We start from the raw sequence: 24,813 nt of genomic DNA, 5'->3' as shown, positions 1-24,813 counted from the left end.
AGGAACTGGTCCAGATGACGTAGACTCCCCGGCACTCGTTACGCGATCAGGAAACGGCCAACAATGACCCTCGCCGAAGAAAATCTGCGCCTCTTCGAGAAAAAGTTCGCGATCATCCAGGAAATATCGAGCGCGCTCGTCGTGACCGACAACATCAGCGCCATCGCCAACCTGATGCTCGATCTGGCCGTGAATTATACGAAGGCGGAAAAGGGATCTCTCCTGCTTCTCAACGAGCGGGACGAGCTGTTCATCCTCGCGGGCCGCGGCATAGACCTCCAACTCATGAAAACCTACCGGGCACGACTCGGGGAGGGAATCGCCGGCGTTATTGCCAAGGGACGCGTGCCCGTCCTGGTGACGGACATCGACCAGGAGCCCCGGTTTCAGGGGATGACCCGCGACCGGTACAAGACCCCCTCGTTCATCTCGTGCCCCATCGTCATCAAGGATCGCCTGCTGGGGCTGCTCAACATCAACGACAAGGCTGACGGCACGGCGTTTCTCGACGACGAGTTCTCCCTCATCAAGATCATTGCCAACCAAGCGGCCATCGCCCTGGAAAACGCCATGCTGGTCAACCAGCTCCGGTTCAAGGCGGGTGAACAGGAGGGAATCAACCGCAAACTCATCGAAAGCGATGTGATCAAGACCGAGTTCATCACCCGCGTGTCCCACGAGTTACGCACCCCTCTCAATTCCATCAAGGGTTCCGTCTACTACCTCCAGCAATCGGACCGGCTGACCCGGTTGGAGCAGCAGGAGTTCTACGACATCATTGCCACTGAAACCGACAAGCTCATCGCCATCGTTGAAAACCAGCTCGATTTCCTCCGCTTCGAAGATGAAACCATGATCATCACCAAGACCGTGGTCAATCTCAAGGAGGTTCTCAACGAAGTCCTCGGGTCGAAAAACCTCAAAACGTTCCTGGCCCGCAAGAATGTCATGGTCGGCATCACAATCGACGAGGAAAGTTCGGACATTGTCGGTGACAAGGTGCGGATCGTCCAGTTCTTCCTGAACGTCATCGAAGGGCTCTGCCACTTCCTCGACCGGGGCGACACCATGACCGTGACGGTGGGCGAAAACGACAGCGTGGAGGTTTCCATCCAACTGCCGCGTCAGATCCCCGAGGCCATTCTCCCCTTCCTCTTCAGTTCGAGCCACATCTTCCAGGCTACGCAGCCCGACGAAAAGCTGAAGCTCTACCTTGCCCGCAAGGTGGTGGACCTCCACCAGTGGGAGCTGACCGCGGAGAACCGGGAGCAGGGGCTCGTCGTCAACCTGGCGATTCCCAAGAGCACCCGGCAGAAGGTCGACGCGGTCATGAACAATACCATTGAGATGTTCCTGGAGTTCATCGCCGAAGTGCTCGACCTGAATATCTGTTCCATCATGCTGTGCGACGATATCTCCGGCGACCTGGTCATCAAGAGTGCCCGGGGGCTTGAAGATTATCTCATCAAGCAGACGCGGGTGCGGCTGGGCGACCGGATCGCCGGCTGGGTCGCCCTGGAGGGGAAACCGCTCTTCATCGAAGACATCGAGAAGGATTCGCGGTTCGGCAGAAGAAACATCTCCCAGTACAACAACAAATCCCTTATCTCGCTCCCCCTCAGGGTCGGCGGCAAGGTCATCGGCGTGCTCAACCTCAACAACAAGCGCACCGCAACCCCCTTCACCCGGCGTGACTACGACGTTGCCTCGCTTCTGAGCGAGCGGGTATCCTACTTCATCGAACGGCTCCATGCCGGCGAACACCATGAGGACAATTTCCGCAACTTCATGACATCGTTTGACAACCTGATCTCAGCAGAGAAGAAATACCACAAAAAGGACTCGATCCTGCCGGAACTGACGGTGCGGATCATGGAGCGGCTGGGTGCCGGCGAGGACATGTGCAGGGTGGCGCTCTATGCTTCCATGGTCTACGACCTGGGGCTCGTGGTCATGGAAAAGAGCATCCTGAACAAACGGGAAACGCTTCTGCCGTCCGAGCGCAACAGCCTCAAGGTCCATCCCTACACCACGGTCGGGCTGATTAATGCCATCGAGTTCTCCGAAGAGGTCAAGCGCGGCATCCTCCACCATCACGAGCACCTTGACGGCAGCGGGTACCCCGACGGGCTCCAGGGGGACGACATCCCTCTCATTTCGCGCGTCCTGGCAGTGGTCGATTCCTTCTGCGCCATGACCTCGGACCGCCCCTACCGCAAACGGGTGCCCGTCCGGCACGCCCTGCAGGAAATCAAAACAAAAGCGGGGACCGTGTACGATCCTCGCGTCGTGGAAGCCCTTGAAGCCGTCCTGGAGGTTCAGCGGGAAAAAGCCAAAGAAACCGGCCATGGACCCAACGGTAAAACCGGCAACGGGTCACGGGCCGCGGGCGGCAAAAAGAAACAGCCCCTGTCAATGCACCCCTGACCTGCCCGCCCCCCTCATCCGCTGACCCCGTGTTTTTTCATCAGGTCGTAGATAGTGGGCCGGCTGATCCCCAACTCCTCGGCCGCCCGGGCAATGTTCCCCTTGCACCTTGATATGGCCTCCCGCACCATCTCACGCTCCACCCGATCCCGCGCCTCGCGGAGCGATACCCCCTCCAGCGACGCGGAAGCCCGCGGCATCGGCCGTTCGGTGAATCCCAGATCATCCGGCTCGATAATCGGCGATGCGGCCATGAGCACGGCCCGTTGCACCTTGTTCTCCAACTCACGCACATTGCCGGGCCAGGCGTAGGCTTCGAGATATTCGCGCGAGGTCGAGCTGAACCCCTTCGCCTTCTTGCGCAAATCAACCGAAAACCGCTTCAGGAACAGATTTGCCAGGGGCATTACATCCTCTCCCCGGCTTCTGAGGGGCGGCAGGGTGATGGAGACCACCCCGATCCGGTAGAACAGGTCTTCCCTGAAGGTCCCCTCGGCCATGGAGCGGGCGATGTCCACATTGGTGGCAGCCACGATGCGGGCATCAACGGCGATGTCCTCCCTGCCGCCGACCCGCTGGATAACCTTCTCCTGCAGAAAACGTAAAAGCTTTACCTGAAGATTGAGCGGCAACTCACCGATTTCATCGAGGAAAAGGGTGCCCTTATGAGCGTACTCGACCTTGCCCAGCACTCGATTGAGGGCGCCCGTGAACGCCCCCTTCTCGTGACCGAAGAGCTCCGCCTCCAGAAGGTTTTCAGGGATGGCGCCACAGTTGATGGGAATGAATGGCCCGTCCTTGCGCAGGCTCATGGCGTGGATCGCCCGGGCCACCAGTTCCTTACCCGTGCCACTCTCGCCGTGGATCAGCACCGAGATATCGGAAGCCGCAACCTTGCGGATGGTGGAAAAGACCTGCTGCATCTCGGGGCACTGGCCGACAAGCCCCCTGAATTCGGTGGAACCGCCGTCCAGAACGCTCTGGAGGCGCCGGTTCTCCTCCTCCAGCATCTGGAGATGAAACGCCCGCTTCACGATCACCTTCAATTCGTCGAGATCGATCGGCTTCTGGTAAAAATCGTAGGCCCCCAGTTGAACTGCCTTGACCGCGTTTTCCCTGCCATCGTTACCGGTAATGACGATTACCTTCACATCGGGAGCAATGCGCAGCATCTCCTCCAGGCAGCGGAAACCCTCCTCGGAGCTGTCCTCATGGGGTGGCAACCCCAAGTCAAGGGTAACCACCGCCGGCCGCTGCTTGCGGAAAACATCAATGGCCTCCCGGGCATCGGCCGCCAGGAACAGCGTGTACTCCTTGCCGATGCCCCACTTCAGTTGCTTGCGGATATCCTCGTTGTCGTCGACGATCAGCAGTTTTTCCATGGAATCTCCCACCCCCTTACAGCCACACCGTAAACGTCGCACCCTGTCCGGGCGCACTCTCCACGTCTATCCTCCCGCCGTGGGCCTCCACAATCCGGCGGCACTGGTAGAGACCGATGCCAAGCCCTTTTTTCTTGGTGGTCCTGAAGGGCGAGAACAGGTGGGCGCGAAAGGCCTCGGGAATGCCGCAGCCGGAATCGCTCACGCGGATGTAGGGGGCGTTGCCGCAGCCCACCTCCACCATCACCGGGCCCTTCCCTTCCGTGGCCTCCAGGGCGTTCACCACCAGGTTCATAACCACCTTCTGGATCTCCTCCCGGTCCACGTGGGCGCAAACCGCTGACCCGCCGACCCGGACGCAGTCCCGGCCCCCGGCCAGCCCCGCACTTTCCCCGGCAAGCAGAAGGAGGTCCACCTCCTCCCGGTTCAGGGACTGCTTCTCGGGAAGGCCGCGCAACCGTGCAATGAGGAGCTTCATCCGGTTCACCGTATTGCCGAGGGTACCGAGCATGTCGTCCTGGAACTCGGGATCCGCGATGTGGTCGCGGGCATTGTCCACGGTGAGCGAGAGAGTGTAGACCAGATTCTTGAGATCGTGGAGGATGAACGTCGACACCCGCCCCATAACCTCCAGTTCCCGAGCGCTTGCCAGCTCCTCGGAGAGGCGCAGGTTCATGAGGGCCGACGCGGCCTGGCGGGCCATGGTCTTCATCAGGTCGTAATCTTCGTAGTGGTAGAGCTCTCCTTCATGGACGGGCCGCCCCAGGGCGACGATTCCCTCAAGCCCCTCGCCGGACGACAGAGGGATGAGGAATACGACGCTGTTCTCCCGCACAAACTCACCGGCGCCGGAGAACTCCTCAGGGCTTGCCTCGCGGAGATTGACGATCCACCCTTCCTCCGCCATCCGGCGCACCGGAAGATCGTTAGACGAGAAAAAAGCACCAACCGGTGCCTGCTCCCGGGCAACGGCCCAGCGGAATGGGCCGTTGTCTCCGCTTTTAAGGAAAAGAACTCCGCTGTTCATGCCGAAAACCCCGCTGTAGCCGGCGAGGATTGCCTCCATGAGACCATCAGAGCTGCGGGCAGAGGCCAACAGATCGGTGAAGTGGAGCCACTGGGTCTGGTAATCGTACTTGCTCCGGTAAAAATTCTTGTGAATGAAGACCCGGACCCTGCGCCGCAGGGTCTCTGACAGGAGAATGACCACCAGGGCGATACCCATGCAGAACAGGGTGGCAATGGCCATTGCTTGGGGAAGCCTTCCCGAAGTAGCGCAGCCCCTCCCCCATCACCCCCACGGCAACCAGGTACAGCCCTACGGCAACCAGCACCACCGACTTGTAGGCCATGTTCCGCGAGACCGCGATCCGCACGCCGCTGCCCCGCGCGAGAAGCGAATAGAGCATCATGGCGGCGGCAAGGGCCAGGATCAGGGACCGTACCGGCAACAGCCCCATGTTGAGGGAACGATGGAGCAGCCCCTGGCTGTAGTAGAGCACCAGAAGCGCAAGGTAACTGGTCGCGCCGATGAAATCGAATTTGATTCGCCAGCGCTCCAGGAGAGAGGCATGAGAATACGTCCCCTCCAGATTGACCAGGGAAACCACTACAAAGAGAAGCAGGCCGAGATAGAAGTAGTAGCCGTGAACCGTCAGAAACAGGACCCGCTCCGTGGCGAAATCCGGTGAATAGATGAAAACCTCCGGCGGCAGCAGCAGAGCGGCCAGTGGGAACGCGGCCGTAGCTGCCGCGAAAAACCACTGCAGCCGGGGCACAGCAGATGTCGCGGTCCGCCGGGAGTGAGTGAGGCTATAGCTAAGCCATGCCGCAGGCAAAAGGGATTCGACCGCCAGAACCCACCGTTTCCACTCAAACAGTCGATCCGGATCGAGCATTACCATGAAGTCCAGGACTTCGAGAGCCGAAGCCGCCGTCAGGGCGGCAACTGTCGCGCAGGCTGAAAGGGTAAGCCCCTGGCGGCGGATGGTGACTCCGATTACGGCCAGGGAGAGCAACACTGCCCCCGCTGAAAGGACCACCTGCATCATGACCGGCTCAGAGCCTCCAGAAGCGGATTCCCGCCTGTCGCAGCATGTTCTGGCAGTACATCCCCTTTACATCCACGAGAACCGCGGGGGGGGCCATCAATCGAAGCAAGTCATCCCCGGCCAGGGACCGGAACTGACGGTGTGCCACAGCGGCAACCACCGCAGCGGCAGGCTCCAGGCCGTCTGCCGGCACAAGCCTCACTCCGTATTCATGCAGGGCCTCGTCAGGGTCGGCCAAGGGGTCGTGGACCTGTACCTTCACACCATACTCCTCAAGCTCGCGGATAATGTCGATCACACGGGAATTGCGCAGATCCGGGCAATCCTCCTTGAAGGTGAGGCCGAGCACCGTTACCCTGGCTCCCAGAACCGGGTGCCCGGCCAGGATCATCTCTTTCACCGTCTTCTGGGCTACGAATTTGCCCATACCGTCGTTGATCCGGCGGCCCGCCAGGATCACCTGGGGGATGTAACCGATCTTCTCAGCCTTGTGGGTCAGATAGTACGGATCCACACCGATGCAATGCCCACCCACGAGCCCCGGCTTGAACCTGAGGAAGTTCCACTTGGTCCCGGCCGCCTCCAGCACCTCGCTGGTGTCGATGCCCAGCCGGTCGAAAATCAGAGCCAACTCGTTCATGAGGGCGATGTTCAGGTCCCGTTGGGTATTCTCGATCACCTTGGCCGCTTCGGCCACCTTGATGCTCGATGCCCGGTGGACCCCCGCCGTCACCACTGATTCATACACCCGGGCCACCACGTCGAGTGTCGCCGCATCCTGCCCCGACACTACTTTGGTGATCTTCGTGAAAGTATGCTCTCTGTCGCCCGGATTGATCCGCTCAGGGCTGTAACCCACGGTGAAATCGGTGCCGCAGTGCAGTCCCGACACCCGTTCCAGGATCGGCACGCACTCGTCCTCAGTAACACCGGGATAGACTGTGGACTCGTACACCACGATGTCGCCCCGCTTCAAGGCCTTCCCCACCGTTTCCGACGCCTTCAGCATCAGGGCAAGGTCGGGCTGATTCGCTTCATCAATGGGAGTCGGCACCGCCACGATGTGAAAATCCGCCAGACGGAGCTCCTCGATGCGGTCGGTGAAAAGGATGTCCGCTGCGGCCAGGTCCTCAGCAGTCACCTCGCCGGTTCGATCGACCCCCTGCTTGAGCTCGGCGATACGGCCGGCATTGATGTCAAACCCGACAGTCCGGCGAACCCGGCCGAAGGCAACCGCCACGGGGAGTCCCACGTAGCCGAGTCCGATAACGGAAATGGTGCGGTCAGCGGTCATTGAGCGCTCCTTTTGCTCGATCCCATGAATCACGTGCAGTCCCAAGGTTATCTTCCATTCACTGTCGATAAAATTTACACCAAATCCCGTGCGGGCACAAGGAGCGTATGCACGTAACATCATAAAAAACCCACGGTTGCGAATGGTTGTTTTTGGGGGGCACCAGAGACAAAAGAAAAGGCGGTGCGTTGACACCGCCTTCTTGGGATCAGTGGGGGAAACTGCCTGTCGGGATTACGATTACCGCTTCATGCGCTTGCGGCTGTACGCGCCGAGACCCAACAGACCGGCCCCCAACAGAACGATCGTGCCCGGTTCGGGAACGGGAGCCGACTCAGGTTCGTAGGTGATGGTCAGATCCGAGCGGGTAAGGTAGAAGTCGCCAAGGAGCGACGCGAGCTTCACGTTGAACTCGCCATCTTTGAGGAATTCCACATTCACGTTATACCCATAGGCGCCGGTGTTCACTCCGCCAAGGGCCCAGGAACCATCCTCGGCATAGCCGAAAGCGAGTTCCCAGGTAAGAGGGTTGAGCAGCTTGTCGGCATCGTCGTCAAGGAGGGTAAGAGTCAGTCTGCCACTCACTATCTGCTGAGCCGGCGGCGTAAAGGTGAACTGATGCTTCCATGCGACGTAATCCCCCGTGCCGTCGAGGAAGTTTACCGCGCCCCATCCGTGGCCGACCAGGTCCTGGGCGGCAAGGGTCCCCGTTGGCGTAAAAAGCGTGGTGTCCGTAAAGGTAATCGGTGCGGCCTGGGCTACGCCTCCCATGAGAAGCAAACCTGCCACCACACCTATCAATTTTTTCATGTATGCCTCCCTGTCGTTCGTCACCTGCGTGATGATGTTCAGCCATTAGATTCAATTTTTAAACCAATTCATTCATTACAATAAATTCAAGAGATTACATTCAATCACCAGAATATATTTTTGTCTAAAATGTAAACTAATCCGACAAGATCGTCGATCGCTCGTACAGCCGAAACGATAGTTGGACTCAGCCTTTATTCTGCTTGCGCGAGCATGCGGTTACCGCCCACAGACCTGCAAGACCGAAGGCGAAAAGCAGGCCTGTTCCCGGTTCCGGCACCACCCCAACGATGACCGGCGAGCTTGTTTGCTGCAGATACTCAATCTGTCCGACGAAGTTCCAGGGTTCTCCCTCGAAGAGCCCATGAACCCCAAAAAACTTTTGAAGAGTGAATTCATCGAGATATGGCCAATACTCCATTGCTCCGCCTGGCCCCTGCAGGAAAAGGTTCGCGGCGGTGTTGGTGGTTTCCGACAGAATGCTCGGCCAATACGTGGACTCGTAAAGAAGCAACTGATTGTTTTCCAGCTTTCCGGCAAAGACACCAAAAACCGGAGCATTCGAAACAATGGCTAGACTATCGAAACCAAGAACATCGGGGGCGGATACGCCTAATTGAGCCTGGGTCTTGTCAATAAGTACGGTCCAACCCTGCCCAAGCCCCGGGATTTGCTCATACAGAACAGCGACTTCGAAGTTCACAGGCTGTGGATTGCTGCCGACAAGGTCATACGTGAACGAACCGATAAAGGGACTGCGACTTGCACCTGGACCTCGGAAAATCCAAAGGCCCCCATGGTGCTACTGGTAATTTTGCCGCCGAACAGATAGCTAAGAGGAGCAGCGTCAGACGTAACTGCTGCCAGAGACAGTAGTGCAACGAGGAGAACAGCGAGTGCCTTCATGATCATACCTCCTTTGGTGAGTGCGGAAACCAAGCTCCGCCGTTTGCGTGAGCATACGAGCGCAACTGCACCAACTGCACTAAATGAAGGCCGATCAGGGACTACTGGCGAAAAATGACATCATTCATGGATAGTAATCCTCAGCATGCCCACCTGAAACAGAATCAGCATAATACGTGCCGCTACCCAACCACCTGATAAACAACGACTCTTGCCAGTATCCCTCATAACTACCGCACATTGTGACAGGAATTCCGACAGCAGTCTTTGGACAACTGAGTTATGGCAGCCGCCATTCGCACAAAAAAAGCCGCCTCCCCCGGCAGTGCGGGAAAGGCGGCTTTGTTTCAGGACCACCGCACAGCGGGGCCCTCGGTCAGGGATCGGTTACCAGGTCGTCAGACCAACCGCGCGGCGCAGAAGAATCAGCACGTCGTTGATGTCAATCTTGCCGTTGCCGACCGGCTTGGAGGTAACCGGATCGACCGGCGCCACATCACCCATGCTCTGCACTGTCGAGGTCAACAGGGTCGGGTCTGCGACCGCCTTGAGAACGATGAGCGCGTCATTGGCCGTAATCGCTCCGTCGCCATCCACATCGCCCTTGATGATTGCGATGTTGTTGACGGTTACGGTTACGGCGGTCGAAACCTTCGAGTTGCCGGCCGCATCATAGGCCTTGGCGGTCAGGCTATAGACGCCGTTCGCAACGGTGGTGGTATCCCAGATGTAACTGTAGGGAGAGGTCGTATCCGTGCTCGCGAGGACATTGTTGACGTAGAATTCGACTTTGGCAACTGCCAGGTTGTCCGTTGCGGTGGCATTGACAGAGACGACACCGCTTACCGTTGCGCCGCTGGCCGGGGCCGACAGGGACACGGTCGGCGCGGTGGTGTCGTTGGCAACCTTGACCGTTACGGTCGACTCACCGATATTGCCTGCCGCATCATAGGCCTTGGCGGTCAGGGTGTGAATGCCGTCACTCACGGAGGTCGTGTTGAGACTGTAGGTAAAGGGCGAACTCGTGTCGGTGCGCTTGAGCACGTTGTCCAGGTAGAACTCGACCTTGGTCACTTTCACGTTGTCCGATGCGCTGGCGCTGATGGTAATGCTTCCTTTGACGGTCGCGTTATTGGCCGGAGCAGTGATCGACACGGTCGGCGCAGTGGTGTCGCCGGTCTGGTTGTTCACCGTTACCGATACGGAGGTAGATTGGCCAATGTTGCCGGCAGCGTCATAGGCCTTGGCAGTCAGGGTGTAGGTGCCGTTGGCCGAGGTCGTGGTATTCCAGCTGTAGTTGTAAGGGGCGGTGGTCACCGTGGAAGCGACCGTGCCGTTCACCAGGAATTCCACCTTGGTCACGCCCACGTTGTCAGAGGCCGTTGCGCTGACGGTCACCGTTCCGCTCACGGTCGCGCCATTAGCCGGGGCACTCACCGCCACCGTCGGAGCAGTCGTATCGGACGGCAGGTTGTAGGTTACCACCAGCTTCGGCCGCAGGTTGGTATCGGCCGCATCGCTGGAAGCGAAGAGCCTGTAGCTGTCGGCGGTGGCCTTGTTGGAGGAGTTGAGCAGCACGCCCCTGTTGGCGGCCGGCGTCGCCAGCCAGGTCTTGACCAGATTCGTGATATTCCAGGCTTTGTAACCAACGGTCTTGTCAACCAGAGGTGCATCCACCGGTGTGTCGATGTCGGACTGGGCCAGGGGCACCCCGCCGTAGGCCACGCTGCTTGCGGTCCAGGCATTGGTCCCGTCGTAGGTATTGCCGGTGCTGGAGGCGACGACCGGGTTCTTGTTGATGATGGCGGAGACCGGAATTTCGTAAGCGTCATCACCACCGCCCTCGGTCAGGTACAGATAGAGCGTGGCGCTCTGTATCTGGGCGTTGGCGGGCAGAGCGGACACGTCCCACTTCATCACGACTGCGTTGGCCGGCGTGGCGGCGGGCCAGGTGTAGGTGCTGAGGCTTACGCCGGTGGCGTTCACGTCATTATTGATATTCAGGAAGGTGTCTTCCACGGTATTCGGGAAATTCGCGCCAAAGGCATTACCGAAGATGGCCGTGTTGCTTCCCGCCGGGGGAGTCGTCACATTGTTCACGCTCACGGTCACGCTGCTCGACTGCCCCACATTACCCGCTGCGTCATAGGCCTTGGCGGTCAGGGTGTAGCTGCCGTTGGCTGCAGAGGTGGTATCCCAGCTGTAGGCATAGGGAGACGTCGTATCCGACCCCTTGAGCACGTTGTTCACATAGAATTCGACCTTGCTCACACCGACGTTGTCGGATGCGGTGGCGGCCATGCTCACCGTACCGGCAACGGTCGCGCCATTGGCAGGGGAGCTCACGGCAACGGTCGGGACCGTGGTATCGGCGACCGTATTGCTTACAGTGACCGTCACCGAGGAAGACTGACCAACGTTGCCCGCTGCGTCATAGGCCTTGGCCTGGAGGGTGTACGTTCCGTTGGCATACGACGAGGTATTCCAGGTTATCGAGTAGGGAGCCGAACCGTAGGTCGCGTAAAGGGAACCGTTGACATAGAGTTCCACCTTTGACACGCCCATGGCATCGGTGGCGGAAACGTTTACCGTAACGGTGCCCGACACGGTGGAACTGCCGGCCGGAGAGGTAATGGAAGCCGTTGGAGCCGTCGTATCATTTACCACTGTCACGGAAAACGCCGTGGACTGTCCCACGTTCCCGGCAGCGTCGTAAGCTTTGGCCTGGAGAGTGTGAGTGCCGGCGGAAAGCTGGGTGGTGTTCAGGCTCACACTGTACGGAGATGAGGTGTCGGTTCCTTTGAGGACGCCGTCCACATAGAGTTCGACCGAGGTGACGCCCACATTGTCAGTGGCGCTGATGGCAACGCTGGTGGTACCGGAGATGGTCGCGCCCGAGGCGGGGGAGGTAATCGAAACGGTGGGGGCGGTTGCTTCGGCCGCGCTTACGATATTGGAGTAGGTGCTTTCAGTGCCGGTGGCATCGTAGGCGGTGACGGCGAAATAATAGGTCTTGCTCGGATCAAGACCGGTGAGGGTGGTGGAGGTCACCTTGCCGACTGTTCCGGTCCCGCTGAAGGGAGGGCCTGCCGAGTCGGCGTTGTAGTAAACCTTGTAGCCGGCAACGGTCGTTTCAGTGTTTGCATCCCACTGCAGGGTCACGTCCCGGGCCTGGCTGGCTGCTACCATGGTAAAACTGAGCAGCCAGGCAAGAATAAGAGTTGTTAGCGTGCGGGTTTTCATAAACGGGCTCCTTTGTACTTCTTTCGGCGTCCGCTTCTCCTTTTCCTGCCCGCGCCTTTCGCGTCGCGAGCACAAAAAAAAGAAACAGCCCACCTTAGTCTTTTGATGGACTAATGAGGAACCTGTTTCTCGCCAACCCGGCTATCCTGAAAACCCTAGGACATTTCAGGACCCGTAGCTTTGTGTCCCCAGGTTACCCTGGGTTTACCCCTTCGGAAACAGTACTGCTTGATTATTCCTTTTGTTGGTATTATCGGCCCTGCTTTGCAGAACCGTTGTGACTCGTGTCACCAAAACCGGCCATGTCGCAAAAAAGATTCAAGCACATGATTTACCGTCAATTTTCGCTGCGACTGGCTTCCCGGAAAAAGAACAAAAAAAAGCCGGGGCCGTATACCATTTCAGGCATTTCGGCAACCCGGCTGTCTCTGTGAGACCCTGTAGGCTTTCCGCCCCATCCTCGCGGATGGTTGAGTATTATCGTGTACCGCCTATTTAATTTTCAGCTGCTGTTGATACACCCCTTTGTCCCCCCTGTCAACCTTTTTAACCTAGTGGGGAGCTAAAGAATTCAACAGAATATGCACCGAACGACCTCCTGGGGCGTACATCGGAGGGCGTTCACTCATCTCATGTCGAGGGCATCAGTCTGTTAGGGCACGACCTTGAAAATCCTGAGATTTTTCGGCGCCGACAAAACTTCCGGCGGCACCGAGCCGCAGCCGATGGGCTGAGTCGATACGACCACGTTATCGATAAGCTCTCCGACGGTTGAATGGGTACCGTCATGATGATAAAGGCTCAACCAGAGATTCCGGATCTTGAGGGACGATGCGGTTCTGATCCACAGGTCCTGATAGTCGCCCAGCAGTTTTGAATCCAGCCAGATCGCCAGACGGCCGTCGGCACCAACCCCCGTGGTGGTTGGCGTGCCCATATCGAGCATTTGCTCGACGCAGTACCACTGCCCCGCCACCAGTTTGGGGAGGGATTCGGTCGGGCGGTGCTGCGGCTGTTTGCAGTAATATGCCCCGCTGTCGTAGACGCAGGGCAATGAGTCGCCCCAGCAGTTGCCGGATGGATTGCTGCAATCCTGGTACATGCCCCGGTAGTAGCTGTAGGCATAGGGCGTTGCGGGGCCTTCCAGATACTGCACGAAAAAACCGGCCCAATCGCTTCCTGTCGGCCGATTTCCGGATGAACCGATCAGATTCCGATCTCCAGCCGCCAGACCACCGCCGTGATTGCGGGCACTGAAGTTGAACCCCGGTTCATACATGAAGTACCAGCGGGCATAGAGTTTATCGTACCCGGAAGACAGGACTTTGAACAGATCGGATCCCCCACCCTGCCCGGCCGGCACCCGCAGACGGATTGCCCGGTTCGCGGGGTCGCTTGCCGGCCCTGCGTTCGTTACAACCTGGTTTTCCGTATCAGGGTTGCCGTCGTAGTCGCTGAAGTTAGCCTTGGGATTGGCACCTTCGAAATCCTCGCAAAAAACCGTTCCTGCCGGGGGATTCGAGCATTCGTTCCGTGAAATGCCCGCCGCCGATGCCATGCCGGCTGCAAACAGCAGAAAAGCTGAGGCAAGGCAACCTGTTTTCTTGAATGAAAGTTCCATGGGCTTCACTCCGGTTTCACTTAAGACCGATCAAGACCGATCAAATCAGTTGACAATCTTGAGGCCGCTGGGAGGAGCGATTGTTGCGGTCCCTGAACCGGTTCCGAATGTAATCTGCTTGCTTGCGCTGGGATTGCCATTAGCATCAAACACATAGAGATATGCCGTAGAGTTGGTGGGGAAACTCCCCTGATTGACCGTAACCTGAACCTGCCCATCAGTCCAGGTATTGGTAGGAATCTGCATCTCGCATTTGGTTGCACTGGAGAAGTTGGCATTGTCACATATCATGACACGAGATAACGTGTTATCTACATATATGTCGTCCAGCCAGGAAGTGATTGCAGGTGGAGCATTGCCACCGCCATCCCAGCCGATCATCCACACGTAATCAAAATTGAACGCCGTACAAGTCGACCAGGAAACGTTATTGGCTGTAGCCTTTCCATTAATCTTAATAGTGTATGTCCTTGCTGCACCATCTATCCATACTTCATGAAAATTCCACTGGTTTACGTTGCCATTCCAGTTAGCCCAATGCGCCGCCCCATTTTGACAATAACCTTGGTCTGTTCGATAGATATAGTCCTGCATTTGGGTCCATGAAAAGGTCTTATTAGTCACATCAGCGTTATTGGACAACCGCAAAAATTTACTCGAATGATCACCGGATACGGGATTTGATGCTGGCTTCCACCACCAGGAGACATAGATTTTATTGGTTCCAGTAATGCGACGACCTTCCAGCAACCCCTGCGTCGTACTTGTAGCTTTATACGCCGCCGTGCTCAACCCACGCTGTTCGCTGGCTGTAGTGGAATACTTTACACACGCGCCACCATCCCAAGTGCATTGTGTTTCCCAGGGCTTGCCCGACCCAGTCGGGACGGTTGCGCCATTGGCAAGCCCCGAATAGGCCGCCTGGTTCTCCACGGTATCCCAGAACTGGGGAGCCACAGTGGTTTTGGTGCCGAACCCGCTACCGGAGATGGTAACGACTTGGCCATTGGCAAGCGTTGCGTTGCTCATCGAGGTAATAGACGGTGCGGCGAGAGCGCCGAGCGGAACCAGAAGCGGTATGAGGAGTGACGGAACTAGCGCCTGAAGAGTCCTCTTGGTTTTCATGTTTAACTACCTCCCTGCTACTCAATAGTTTACTCGTTTTCCCGGCGTACACCGGGCTTTTCCCAACAAAAAACAGCCCCCCGTGACAATAGTGCGACTTGTCGACAGATGGGCTGTTTCTTCGCCAACCCGGCCATCCTGAAATACCTAGGACGACTTCAGGACCCGTGGCTTTGTGTCACCAGGTTACCCTGGTTTTACCTCTTCGGAAACAGAGCGAATGTTTTTTATTTGTTTATACTTTCGTCCACCTGCGAAGAATTAAATGTGATTCGTGTCACCAAAGCCCCATTTGACCTATCAGACAAAAAAAATGCCGGGAGCCGCTACCCATGAACTGGTATTTCGGCAACCCGGCTGTCTCCTGGAGACCCTGTAGGCTTTCCGTCCCATTCTCACGAATGGTTTAGTATTATCGTCTACCCTCTGCTTTGTGCTTTTAGTACATGAGTTGAGGGGACAAGTCAACACATAACAATTTCATTGTAATAATTTTAATGCACTATCGAGCCATGGCATACATATATAAACATGTGTCCGACATCAGACGCGCCACCGGCTGTCGAAAAAACTTACACAAAAATGTTAAAAAAGCCGAAATAATTTCAACCAACTACCTGCAACACGCGAAATTTCAGGATATACTGGCAGCATGAGTGCTATTTTTTTGCGGCACATTACTTGCTAAATTTCAACTTCATCTAGATACGCACAAGGAGATTTCACCATGAGATACCCTGACAAATTGTTCCTTGCCGTGCTCATGACGCTATTATCGGCGGTACCCTCCGCGTGGAGCTACCCCATGCAATATACCCTGGAGGGATACGTAATTCAGGGTCCAGGCATTGATGATTCGGCAGGCTTTCTCTCCGATATGGGGATAACCGTGGGAAGCCGTGTCTCTTATACCATTGTCATAGATCTGGACGCGAGGGGGACCGTGATGATGAGCAACGGCACCGTAACCGAGCGGACAGACCCGTATGGTAGAGGAACATTCTACGCCCACTATGCCGGAGGCTCGACCATCACTTCTGACAATTATCTGAGTTCATATAATGGAATATCCGAGAACAACTATGGCGGCAACAAGTGGTTGACCAACACCTTTTCGGAACGCTGGCTCAGTGTGAGTAGTGGAAACAACTATCTTTCGTTCTACGACATGCTGCTGCAACCGGATGCCCTCGGAGAGTGGTCGGCGAGTTCCGCGCGCGCTTTCGGGGCCGGAACCATGCGCAACACCATTTTCGATGAGTTCGGCAACAGCTCAAAATTCTACTTCTCGGCTCAAATAACGAACGCAGAGACCGTTCCTGTGCCCGAACCATCAACCTTCGCATTTCTTGGGGCCGGACTTGCCGGAATTATCCTTCTCAGAAGAAAGAAGTACTTTTAACTACTAGTTCGGCACAACCTGAATCATGGTCAGAAACAGGTCATGGGGTGGGACATTTTATCCCTTCACCTGCCGACTTTCGACACGACGAATCGACGTTTGTTCGATCGTTCAAGCGGTATTTCGTCCACCAGCTTCATGTCTATGACCAGTTCCGGATCTCCTTTTTCAAGGATTTCGGACTTGAGGCTTGTCCAGTGCTCGGGCTTGAAATCCGGTCGCGGCACGATCAGAACGGTGATCCGGTCCCGTTCCTCCTGAATGACCTTGAACGTATCGATGGTCTTGTAGTACTCGAATATCCCCGTAAAGAAATGCACGATCAGCCGGTTGCCCCGCGGCGTCACAACCACATCGGTGTCACGTCCCTCAACCTTGGCGAGCAGTTCGAACCCCCGACCGCACGGGCAGGTTTCATCGGCACTTTTGACGCCAAGGTCTCCCACGCGGTATCGTATCAGTGGCATGGCGCCGGGGTGCAGGCGAGTCAGCACAATGTTCCCCACCTGACCGGGAGGTACTGGGTCGCCGTCGTCGTCAACTACCTCCAGCGCAACATGGGGCATGAAGATATGGTATGCGCCGTCGCTTCTTCCACACTGGGCGGCGATCTGGATGCCTTCTCCGCAACCGTACGTGTCGGTAACGCGGCACTTGAACGCGCTTTCGACCTTCTCGCGATAATGGGCATAGAGATTGTCACCCCACGAAACGATTCCGGTCAGGGGCCTGTTGAATCCCACCTCCAACGCTCTCGTGGCCACGCAATAAAGGCTGCCGGCATACCCCATGACGTAGTCCAACTTTTTGCTGTCGATGAGGTCCAGGTACCTATCCAGTACCCGATCCGACAAATCGAAGGCAGAGGCGTATTCTACTCTCAGAAGGATGTCCTTCAGCTTCTTGACCGCTCCCCTCTCCAGGGTCATGCCGGTCTGGAGGAACGGGTCACCGATGTTCCAGCCCGAGTAGTTGGCCCTGAGAAACATCAGTGCCCGGGCCATGCTCATCGTTTCGTTATCCACCCGAACGGCAAAGGGGCTTCCCGATGAGCCGCTGGTACAATACTCGCGCCAGGGCCACCCGGTGTCCCTGGTGCACGAATGGGGATAGGCTTCCCTGAGCATGTCCTTCGTCACCATCGGCAGCAAAGACAGATCTTCGGCCTTGAGGACGCCGGCGATGTTCACCCCGTGCCTGTCATAGAGTTCGCGATAAAAGGGTATGTCTGCATAGGCTGTCCGGACAGTCTCGCGCACCAGTTCGTCCTGGCGGCGCTGAAGCTCTTCCCTGCCCAGCCACTGCATGTCCCTGTACAGACGGTAATAACGCATGGTGCAATTCCGGGTCGCATAATCGGCAAGGGGCAACAACACATTCTCGCACATGGCTGTATATAGCGACATCAAGGGACTCCCTTAGTGGCTGGGATAAAAATTCTTTTCAAGCGACATCATGACTGATGGTTTGCGGTGAGGCGGCTTTTGATGGCACCCTCAAGCATGGACCGCCATACCCCCGCCCTGTACCTCCCGCAGTTACGAAGCATGTGCAAAAGGGTCAGCACCTGGTGGCGACGCAGTGCATTCCGCGCCAGACGGTCATAGGAGCTGCCACTCAGTTTTGAGTACAGTTGCTTGTATGTATCGGACGGATCGGGAACCGTACCGTCGAAGTGGGGGAAGTAATCGTCACCGATCCTTCCGTGCACAATCTCCCATTTCGAGATTGCGCCGTCAGTGAACTCCACGTAAAGATAGCCCGTTTTCCGGGTGCTTTCGTTCCAAATCATATCGCAGATGAAGTTACCCAGACTATAGGCGATCAGGCCGCTGCCATATTCCTCAACCTCCCGCATGACATGGGGGTGATGCCCCACGACCACCTTCGCCCCCGCATCGATCATCCGTCGTGCAATCCGCTTTTCGTCTTCACTGGGGATCTCGATGAACTCGTCCCCCCAGTGCAGGGAAACGCAGACGATCGGATGTGCTTTCGCCGCCTCGGCTATCTCACCATAGCAGCTCGCTTCGTCGAATTCGCGGTACGGTGGTTGATCGGAGAAGCCTGACGGGGCCGTGCTGACCAGCCGAGAAAGCATACGGAGCGGTCGCCGGTTCCGACTATATTTGAACTGCCACCATTGCGCGCCAGCCCCACGATGCCGATCCCTTTGTCGGCAAGCACCCTCAGAGTCTTGTCGAATGGATCAATCCCATGCTGGTAAATGTGGTTATTGGCAATATTGACGGCATTGAAACCCGCCTGCTCCAGAAAGTCGGCATATGCTGCTATCCCCCTGCAGTTGAGCTCTTCGTGCGACGCGGCCGTCAACTCGGCAGCCCCGAGCGTGAACTCCAGATTGCCGAACAGGATGTCGTGTTCGCAGCCTCTCCGGAACAGCGCGTGTGCCTTATCCGGTGGGATGCCGTCGCGGTACCTGGAATAGAAACCGAACCCGACTGATTTCGGGTGATCCCCAAGAGCGATATCGCCGACAAAGATGCACTTAATGGGCTTCATGGCAACTCCCCGGATTATCGGTCCATCCCCAGTGTCGTTCTGAGCACATCCCGTCGTTCATTCTGCGTTCGAACAGCCCGCCCTTTCCACTCCCGGATATTATCCCTCAGGCGAAAACGGTCCCGATACGCTTCCCTTATCGCCTCAGCGATACTGGCGCTATCGTGTGCGGTAAACACCGTTCCCTGATCGAAATATGCCCGCAAACAGGCCCTGTCGGACGTGACCAGCGGCCGTTCAGCAGCCATGGCTTCGTAGGCTCCGCATACGAGGCAGTTCTCGTGCTCCGTCAGGTCGAGAACGATATCCGACTGGTAAAGCCTCTCATAAAAGTGCTGTTCCGGCACAAATCCCAGGAAACTCACATGGGGGTAATCGGACGGATCAATGCCGACCTTGGCGTAATTGCCGGAGACATAAAATCTGAAGCTTTCGGCAGAAAGCTCATGGGCAGCCTCGAAAGCCGACTCGTACGGTTCGTCAATGTCAAAGGAACAGATAAAAAAAACCGATCTATCCTCAGGGGCGGCACCTGAATCATAGCGGGCCAGGTCGGGCAGCGGGTCCTCGCATACCAGCGCCTGCCCACCGATGGATTCCACATGGGCGGCATGGTCCCGATTGGTAACGATGACCAGATCCGCCAATCTGTTGCAGAGATCGAGAGCTTTCTGAAACAGATAATTGCCGTTGTACGCGATGACGCCCCCGAAGTGAGCATCGGTGACAAACCTATACCCGAACAACACCCGAGCCAGCAGCAGCAGATAGTTCAGGACGATGGAAGGGTTCTGGGCGAACACCACAGCGGGCTTTTCCCTGCGGACCGTGGCTATGGTGTTGTATGTACAGAAAAGATAGCGCCGCAATCTCGCACCGCTGTGCGCGATGACGTGGAGATCCGCACCAAGCATGGCAGCCATCGATCTGTTGCGTATCTGATGTTCCCAGGTGATCCAAATGGCTTTTTTCATTCAATGGCCCCGCAGTTCACACATTCCTTACTTGAAAAATTGTTCCCGCCAGATCGCATAATTGACCAGGGGCCACAACACATCGCCATGGTTGTGCTTCCGGCTCACGTGCTCCGAAACCAACTGCTCGATCCGCGGCCTGCTGACGCCGCTGATGCCACGGGCGGTATCGAGAAGAAGATCCAGGTATCTGCCCAAACCGCTATTGTCGCGCAGCCATTCGTCCACGGGCACGCCGAAGCCGACTTTTTTCTTGTAAACGATCTTGCGGGATATGTGCCTTTCCGCAACCTTCTTGAACACGTGCTTGGGAGTGAAGTGCCGGACTTTGTACTGATAGGGAATTGCATTGGCCACGTCCAGCATCTCGTTGTCAAGGACCGGAACCCTGGACTCAACGGAGGCGGCCATGCTCATCTTGTCCTGGCGCATCAGGATCGGCTGAAGATAGGACTTCTGTTCATAGAGGAGGAGATTGTCGAAAAGGCTCAACTCATCGTTCCAGACGCTGTCCACCAGGGCGGATCGGGCATCGAGGGCGACATCGCCGGAATTCAGCAGCCAGGAAACCTTCTCTTTCGTGGCAAAGGATGAATTCCACAGGGCCAGTTCACGGGCACCAAGACCGAGATTATCGACTATTTTGGCGATCTTTCGTGCCGGAACGCCCTGCAGGACCGACTTCACCAGCGAAGCAACACTCGGATTCAGCTTGTTGTAGGCATCGCCGAACCTGCAAATCTGATAACGGGGATAACCGGCAAAAAGTTCATCGGCTCCCTCGCCGGTCAGCAGGACCGTCACAAACTGCCGTGCGTACGTGCACAGCAGGTACATATGTACGGAATTGGCATGACAGAGGGGCTCGTCGTGATACCAGATAACCTTGGGCAGAGTGTCGGCAAAGGTCTTGCCGTTGACCCTGATCTGATGATACTCAAGCCCCGCCGAATCCGCCAGCAGCCGCGCATAGGCTGACTCGTCATAGGCACTTTCGAAAAAACTGACCGTAAAGGTCTTCAGTCCGGGTGAGTACCTGGCAGCCAGCTTGCTGACAAGGCTCGAATCGACGCCCCCGCTCAATTGGGTGCCAAGGGGAACGTCCGTCATCATCTGGCGCTGCACCGATGCTGTCAACGCGGCATCGACCGTTTCGACGAGATCTCCGTCTTGGGCATAGTTCAACACGTACCGGGATAGATCCCAGAACGTTTCGAACGTGCATCCGCTTGGCGAAATCCTGACATACGTGCCCGGCTCAAGGGCGTTAACGGAAGAGAAGAACGTCCTGAAATTCGCCAGATACCTGAAACACAGGTATTCCGCCAGGGAGTCCTTTGCCTCGTCGGTTACGACCTCGCCTGATGCCAGAATGCCCTTGATCTCCGAACCGAAAATAATGGCTTCCTTGTTGAGGTGATAGTAGAGGGGCTTGATCCCAACCCTGTCTCTCGCAATGAACATGACGTCATTGCGTGTGTCATAGAGACAGAACGCAAACATCCCGTTAAGCTTGCTTATGAACTCGATCCCGTATTCTTCATACAGGTGAATAATTACTTCGCAATCGCTCCGCGTGGAAAACACGTGGCCCTTGCTTTCCAAAAGTGGAACGAATTCCTTGTAATTGTATATCTCACCATTGGCAAGCAGAACGATGGTTTTTGCTTCATTATACAGTGGCTGATGGCCTGAAACCGTATCAATGATACTCAATCGCTGAAACCCGAGCGCAGCCCTCCCGCTTAGGTATTTACCCGAGGAATCGGGACCCCGATGGTAAATTGCCTGCATCATTGCATCTATGTCACTGCTGTCACCGGCATTTTGATTAAAATAATATTTACCGACAATTCCGCACATTAGTGTTCCTTGACGTCATTTAGGTGATAACAAAATCTACAGTTCATTAACTTAACCAATAGCACTGTCGTTTTTAGCTATCAAACTATTTTCTATTTTAATCAACATGGAATAGAGAGAAAACGTTATCCCTATGGCAAACCACCAGTATATTTCATACAAATCCATTCCAAACAAACCAAGGGTAAGTCTTAATATTATAAAACCTATAATTGATGATGCTATTGCTTCCACTAGTTTCAAGTCGTTTACAACTTCGGTCAAAGAATCATTTGAATCTAATTTGACCAGGAGCAGCTTACTTTTAGTTCGTATGTAATGCAGAATGCCAAGCATTTTATATATCATCATACCGACGACAATAATACCTTGTATTCCCAGGTTGGTAGCTATTTCAAGATACATATTATGAGTATCCTGCGATCTGCCGAAACGTTCCGCCCGCACCTTCGGGAAAGCGGAAACCCCTACGCCAAAAGGATTGTCCGTAAATATTTTCCAGGCGTCTTCAATAATTTGTATTCTCGCTTCGCTTGACCTGCCCTCTTTTTCCTCAAGAGTAAAAATCGATCTGAATCTTTCCTGATAATCAGAGGGAACCATTGGCAGGGACAGTGCCAGAGCAAGCACCATGCAACCAATGAATCTTTTTTTGTTACTTGTGGTATAGAAGGCAAAAGCAACAAAGGCAAAAATGCCGACATACGCTGTCCTGGAACCAGTGTACAACACAATGTGCAAGGACAGGATACCAATGACCAGCAAAACCGCCTTGATATATTTATTGCTCAGAGGCCAGAGGAAATAGACAAATGGAAGCGTTCCCATTGCCATGCCGGCAAAGGAATTTGGATGACCATAGATAGGTGTCGGACCATGGAGCCGCATAATCCCTTGATTTTCCCAGATGAGCCCCCCAGACAACCGTCCCACGAGCCCCTCCTGCCCCATTTTCAGGCAAGCCAACAGGAATGCTCCCAGGAAATATTTCATATGACTCGGACTACGCACAAATGAAACGATAAAAAACGCCATAAAGGCAAACTTGACGATCCGGTCGACGAAAACGTCCCACGATCTGGCGAAATCGTGGGAAAATGGCACCTGGATGACAATCACCAGAAAGTACAGCAAAACATACGGGAGCAGAGGGCATTTCGTGTCGATCTTCGGCGTTGCCAGAAACGCCAGCACGGTCAGAACCAGGGCATAGATAAACTCGAACCTGATGTCCCCCAGCACCGGAATCCTGTACCCGATCTGCAGATACCACGCGACAACATAGCCGCAAAACAACAGCAAAAGTGTTTTGTTGATAGAGGGATACTTAACCGAATACTCTTCGGTTGCCTCTCCGTCCAGCACATTGACGCGCCGATTGTTTATTGAGAAATCCTGCATATAGAGAACCGATACTTTCCAGACGCTTCCGGCGCGATAGCATCGACGATGCTGACTTCAACCGCTGTGCCGCTGCCAAAAAGCTCCGCCAGATAGTCACGTAATCCACACTGGGTACTATCCTTAAACTCAGCCCCGGGCACCACCCTGACGACAAGTGAATCCATCGACTCCTGCACTATCTGCATCTGCACGATTCCGGGCATTTTTGTCAGTGTGTTTTCGATCAGTGAAATCCCCGCAACCCGCGATCCATCTTTCTTGATCAGAAAATCGGCCACCCGTCCGGTAACGCTTTCCATGAGGGGAAGCCCCCGGCCACACCTGCATTTTCTGTCGCTCGGCACCCCCACATCCTCGACCCGGTAGCGGATGAACGGCATGGCGCGGTTCATCAGGTCGGTGACGACGATGGTACCCGGCTCGCCGGGGGACGCCGGGCTGCCGTCTTCACGGAGGAACTCGATGTACAGGTGCTCGATGTTCAGGTGCATCCCCTCGTGCTTCTCGCACTCGGAGGCGATCAGGCTGACCTCTTCGCAGCCGTAACGGTCCGTTACCTTGATGCCGAAGACCGATTCTATGGTCCTTCGCTCGTGAGGCATGAGCATCATGGAGGTCGATAGAATTCCTTTCGGCGTTATGCTGCTCAGGCCCAACTCCCGGACAAACTCGGCCAGTACGAAGATGGAGTGCGCATGCCCGTACAGGAGGGTCGGCTGCACCTGTTTCCATTCCGCGGCAAATGCCCTGACAGAAGCTTCTGTCACACTCATGGTATCAAGATAGATAACAGGGGACAGAAACCAGTCTTTGAGGCGGCTTTTCATGTCGAGGGGAAGCTCGGGATTCCCCCACACGGCGCCAATGGGCTCGCCCGGGTTCCACCCTGCCCACCTGTCATGCCGGCGGGCGCATGCATTGCGACGCTCGCTGCACTCCTCGGTCAGGTAAATTTCGAGAGATTTTCCCGTTGACCCACCGGTCTTGAATTTCATGAGCGACCCGACGTCATACCCTCTGCTTATCATCGCCAGGGTGTTCTGACGGATGCATTCCTTTGAAAGCACGGGGATCTTCCTGAATTCCTCAGGAGAGGTGACCGTTTCGGGCGTCAGGCCGGCCTGCTCCATGCGCTCACGGTAAAACTCATTGTTGTCCCACACATACGCCAGCAGGTCCGTGAGCCTTTCCCACTGAACCCGGCGCAGGGCCGCTTCCGGCAGATACTGGGTGCGTTCGAGCTCTTTCCAGTAGTTGAGGAAAGGAGTGCCGCTCCGCAAGGCATCGAGCGGCTCCATCAAGTGCCTGCGCAGTGGGGAGAACAATCTATGCTTCAGCATGGGTATTCTCCACTGGATTGTTGCCGCGTGCCAAACCCTTGGCAAGCGAGTCGTAATAGTTCTCCCACTGGGGCAGCACCTTGTCCCAGGTAAAGTTCTGCCTTACCTTTTCCAGGGAATGTGCCCCCAATTCCTTGCGGAGACAAGGCGACTCAATGAGCCGTGCCAATGCGTGCGCCAGGGCCACATGATCACCTGTCGGCACGCAGGCTCCGTTCATTTCATTGACCAACTCGCCATTTCCACCCGCGTCAGTGGCAACGACGGGCAGACCGCAGGCCATATATTCGAGAATGGCGTTCGACAACCCCTCCTTGTCGGAGCAGAGTACTCCTATGTCGGCACCGTACAGGTAATCACTTACATTCTCAACGGCGCCGACAAAGTGAACCCTGTCGCCGATACCGAGATCAGTCGCCAGGTGGGTCAATTCTGACTCCAGCCGGCC

14 protein-coding genes, 3 pseudogenes and 4 other annotated features are annotated in these 24,813 nt (G+C 56.0%); of the genes and pseudogenes, 3 read left to right on the top strand and 14 right to left on the bottom strand.

The genetic code is table 11. The features are described 5' to 3' along the window. Nucleotides 1–63: 63 nt before the first annotated feature. Nucleotides 64–2,427, top strand: a complete 2,364-nt coding sequence (locus A2G06_07160) for a histidine kinase (protein ID ANA40126.1) — start codon at nucleotides 64–66, stop codon at nucleotides 2,425–2,427. A 14-nt stretch (nucleotides 2,428–2,441) separates the two neighbouring features. On the opposite strand, the gene A2G06_07155 is transcribed toward A2G06_07160, so the two are convergent. The 8 genes and pseudogenes from A2G06_07155 to A2G06_07120 all read right to left on the bottom strand — a co-directional run bounded on the left by A2G06_07155 (nucleotide 2,442) and on the right by A2G06_07120 (nucleotide 14,859). After that, a complete protein-coding gene (locus A2G06_07155) occupies nucleotides 2,442–3,809 on the bottom strand; it encodes a sigma-54-dependent Fis family transcriptional regulator (GenBank protein ANA40125.1) in 1,368 nt (455 codons plus the stop codon). 16 nt (nucleotides 3,810–3,825) lie between these two features. Beyond that, nucleotides 3,826–5,860: pseudogene (locus A2G06_07150) on the bottom strand (histidine kinase). Nucleotides 5,861–5,867: 7 nt separating this feature from the next. Further along, nucleotides 5,868–7,154: a GDP-mannose dehydrogenase gene (locus A2G06_07145; GenBank protein ID ANA40124.1), complete on the bottom strand. Its 1,287-nt coding sequence runs from the start codon at nucleotides 7,152–7,154 to the stop codon at nucleotides 5,868–5,870. 240 nt (nucleotides 7,155–7,394) lie between these two features. Further along, nucleotides 7,395–7,964, bottom strand: coding sequence for a PEP motif-containing protein exosortase substrate (locus A2G06_07140; GenBank protein ANA40123.1), 570 nt, complete (start codon nucleotides 7,962–7,964; stop codon nucleotides 7,395–7,397). A gap of 187 nt (nucleotides 7,965–8,151) precedes the next feature. Beyond that, nucleotides 8,152–8,870 (bottom strand): annotated as a pseudogene (locus tag A2G06_07135) (PEP motif-containing protein exosortase substrate). Between the two features lie 387 nt (nucleotides 8,871–9,257). Continuing rightward, nucleotides 9,258–12,113: a hypothetical protein gene (locus A2G06_07130; GenBank protein ANA40122.1), complete on the bottom strand. Its 2,856-nt coding sequence runs from the start codon at nucleotides 12,111–12,113 to the stop codon at nucleotides 9,258–9,260. A gap of 128 nt (nucleotides 12,114–12,241) precedes the next feature. Continuing rightward, nucleotides 12,242–12,332 (bottom strand) — a binding site (cyclic di-GMP riboswitch class I). Between the two features lie 190 nt (nucleotides 12,333–12,522). After that, nucleotides 12,523–12,599 (bottom strand) — a binding site (cyclic di-GMP riboswitch class I). 166 nt (nucleotides 12,600–12,765) lie between these two features. Beyond that, on the bottom strand, nucleotides 12,766–13,734 hold the full coding sequence (locus A2G06_07125) for a hypothetical protein (GenBank protein ANA40121.1): 969 nt from the start codon (nucleotides 13,732–13,734) through the stop codon (nucleotides 12,766–12,768). A 45-nt stretch (nucleotides 13,735–13,779) separates the two neighbouring features. Next, on the bottom strand, nucleotides 13,780–14,859 hold the full coding sequence (locus A2G06_07120; protein ID ANA40120.1) for a hypothetical protein: 1,080 nt from the start codon (nucleotides 14,857–14,859) through the stop codon (nucleotides 13,780–13,782). Between the two features lie 120 nt (nucleotides 14,860–14,979). Then, nucleotides 14,980–15,071 (bottom strand) — a binding site (cyclic di-GMP riboswitch class I). A gap of 132 nt (nucleotides 15,072–15,203) precedes the next feature. Next, nucleotides 15,204–15,280: a binding site (cyclic di-GMP riboswitch class I), on the bottom strand. 306 nt (nucleotides 15,281–15,586) lie between these two features. Here A2G06_07120 and A2G06_07115 point away from each other — a divergent pair. After that, nucleotides 15,587–16,261, top strand: a complete 675-nt coding sequence (locus tag A2G06_07115; GenBank protein ANA40119.1) for a PEP-CTERM sorting domain-containing protein — start codon at nucleotides 15,587–15,589, stop codon at nucleotides 16,259–16,261. A 65-nt stretch (nucleotides 16,262–16,326) separates the two neighbouring features. Here A2G06_07115 and A2G06_07110 read toward each other — a convergent pair whose 3' ends face one another. The 6 genes and pseudogenes from A2G06_07110 to A2G06_07085 form a co-directional block, all read right to left on the bottom strand. After that, nucleotides 16,327–17,667, bottom strand: a complete 1,341-nt coding sequence (locus A2G06_07110) for an adenylyltransferase (GenBank protein ANA40118.1) — start codon at nucleotides 17,665–17,667, stop codon at nucleotides 16,327–16,329. Nucleotides 17,668–17,714: 47 nt separating this feature from the next. Next, nucleotides 17,715–18,784: pseudogene (locus A2G06_07105) on the bottom strand (capsule biosynthesis protein). A gap of 14 nt (nucleotides 18,785–18,798) precedes the next feature. Further along, nucleotides 18,799–19,758: a glycosyltransferase gene (locus tag A2G06_07100; protein ID ANA40117.1), complete on the bottom strand. Its 960-nt coding sequence runs from the start codon at nucleotides 19,756–19,758 to the stop codon at nucleotides 18,799–18,801. A 27-nt stretch (nucleotides 19,759–19,785) separates the two neighbouring features. After that, on the bottom strand, nucleotides 19,786–21,621 hold the full coding sequence (locus A2G06_07095; protein ID ANA40116.1) for an asparagine synthetase B: 1,836 nt from the start codon (nucleotides 21,619–21,621) through the stop codon (nucleotides 19,786–19,788). 51 nt (nucleotides 21,622–21,672) lie between these two features. Continuing rightward, nucleotides 21,673–23,022, bottom strand: coding sequence for a polymerase (locus A2G06_07090; protein ID ANA40115.1), 1,350 nt, complete (start codon nucleotides 23,020–23,022; stop codon nucleotides 21,673–21,675). Continuing rightward, complete coding sequence (locus A2G06_07085; GenBank protein ID ANA40114.1) at nucleotides 23,004–24,365, bottom strand: adenylyltransferase; 1,362 nt, start codon at nucleotides 24,363–24,365, stop codon at nucleotides 23,004–23,006. Before A2G06_07085 ends, A2G06_07090 begins: the two co-directional genes overlap by 19 nt. Between A2G06_07085 and A2G06_07080 the strand changes: the two genes are divergently transcribed. Further along, nucleotides 24,364–24,801: a hypothetical protein gene (locus A2G06_07080; GenBank protein ANA40113.1), complete on the top strand. Its 438-nt coding sequence runs from the start codon at nucleotides 24,364–24,366 to the stop codon at nucleotides 24,799–24,801. The genes A2G06_07085 and A2G06_07080 overlap by 2 nt on opposite strands. Nucleotides 24,802–24,813: the final 12 nt, after the last annotated feature.

The organism is Geobacter anodireducens, from assembly GCA_001628815.1.
In the GTDB taxonomy this organism is placed as follows: Bacteria; Desulfobacterota; Desulfuromonadia; order Geobacterales; family Geobacteraceae; genus Geobacter; species Geobacter anodireducens.
Note: the sequence above shows the minus strand (reverse complement) of the source record. Positions and strands in the feature narration are given on the sequence as shown.

Excerpts from the sequence above, each read along its gene's own strand:
- A2G06_07155 (ANA40125.1), bottom strand. The coding sequence starts at position 3,809 with ATGGAAAAACTGCTGATCGTCGACGACAACGAGGATATCCGCAAGCAA.
- A2G06_07090 (ANA40115.1), bottom strand. The coding sequence starts at position 23,022 with ATGCAGGATTTCTCAATAAACAATCGGCGCGTCAATGTGCTGGACGGA.
- A2G06_07140 (ANA40123.1), bottom strand. The coding sequence starts at position 7,964 with ATGAAAAAATTGATAGGTGTGGTGGCAGGTTTGCTTCTCATGGGAGGC.
- A2G06_07100 (ANA40117.1), bottom strand. The coding sequence starts at position 19,758 with ATGAAAAAAGCCATTTGGATCACCTGGGAACATCAGATACGCAACAGA.
- A2G06_07145 (ANA40124.1), bottom strand. The coding sequence starts at position 7,154 with ATGACCGCTGACCGCACCATTTCCGTTATCGGACTCGGCTACGTGGGA.
- A2G06_07130 (ANA40122.1), bottom strand. The coding sequence starts at position 12,113 with ATGAAAACCCGCACGCTAACAACTCTTATTCTTGCCTGGCTGCTCAGT.
- A2G06_07080 (ANA40113.1), top strand. The coding sequence starts at position 24,364 with ATGGGTATTCTCCACTGGATTGTTGCCGCGTGCCAAACCCTTGGCAAG.
- A2G06_07120 (ANA40120.1), bottom strand. The coding sequence starts at position 14,859 with ATGAAAACCAAGAGGACTCTTCAGGCGCTAGTTCCGTCACTCCTCATA.
- A2G06_07160 (ANA40126.1), top strand. The coding sequence starts at position 64 with ATGACCCTCGCCGAAGAAAATCTGCGCCTCTTCGAGAAAAAGTTCGCG.
- A2G06_07125 (ANA40121.1), bottom strand. The coding sequence starts at position 13,734 with ATGGAACTTTCATTCAAGAAAACAGGTTGCCTTGCCTCAGCTTTTCTG.
- A2G06_07085 (ANA40114.1), bottom strand. The coding sequence starts at position 24,365 with ATGCTGAAGCATAGATTGTTCTCCCCACTGCGCAGGCACTTGATGGAG.
- A2G06_07115 (ANA40119.1), top strand. The coding sequence starts at position 15,587 with ATGAGATACCCTGACAAATTGTTCCTTGCCGTGCTCATGACGCTATTA.
- A2G06_07110 (ANA40118.1), bottom strand. The coding sequence starts at position 17,667 with ATGTCGCTATATACAGCCATGTGCGAGAATGTGTTGTTGCCCCTTGCC.
- A2G06_07095 (ANA40116.1), bottom strand. The coding sequence starts at position 21,621 with ATGTGCGGAATTGTCGGTAAATATTATTTTAATCAAAATGCCGGTGAC.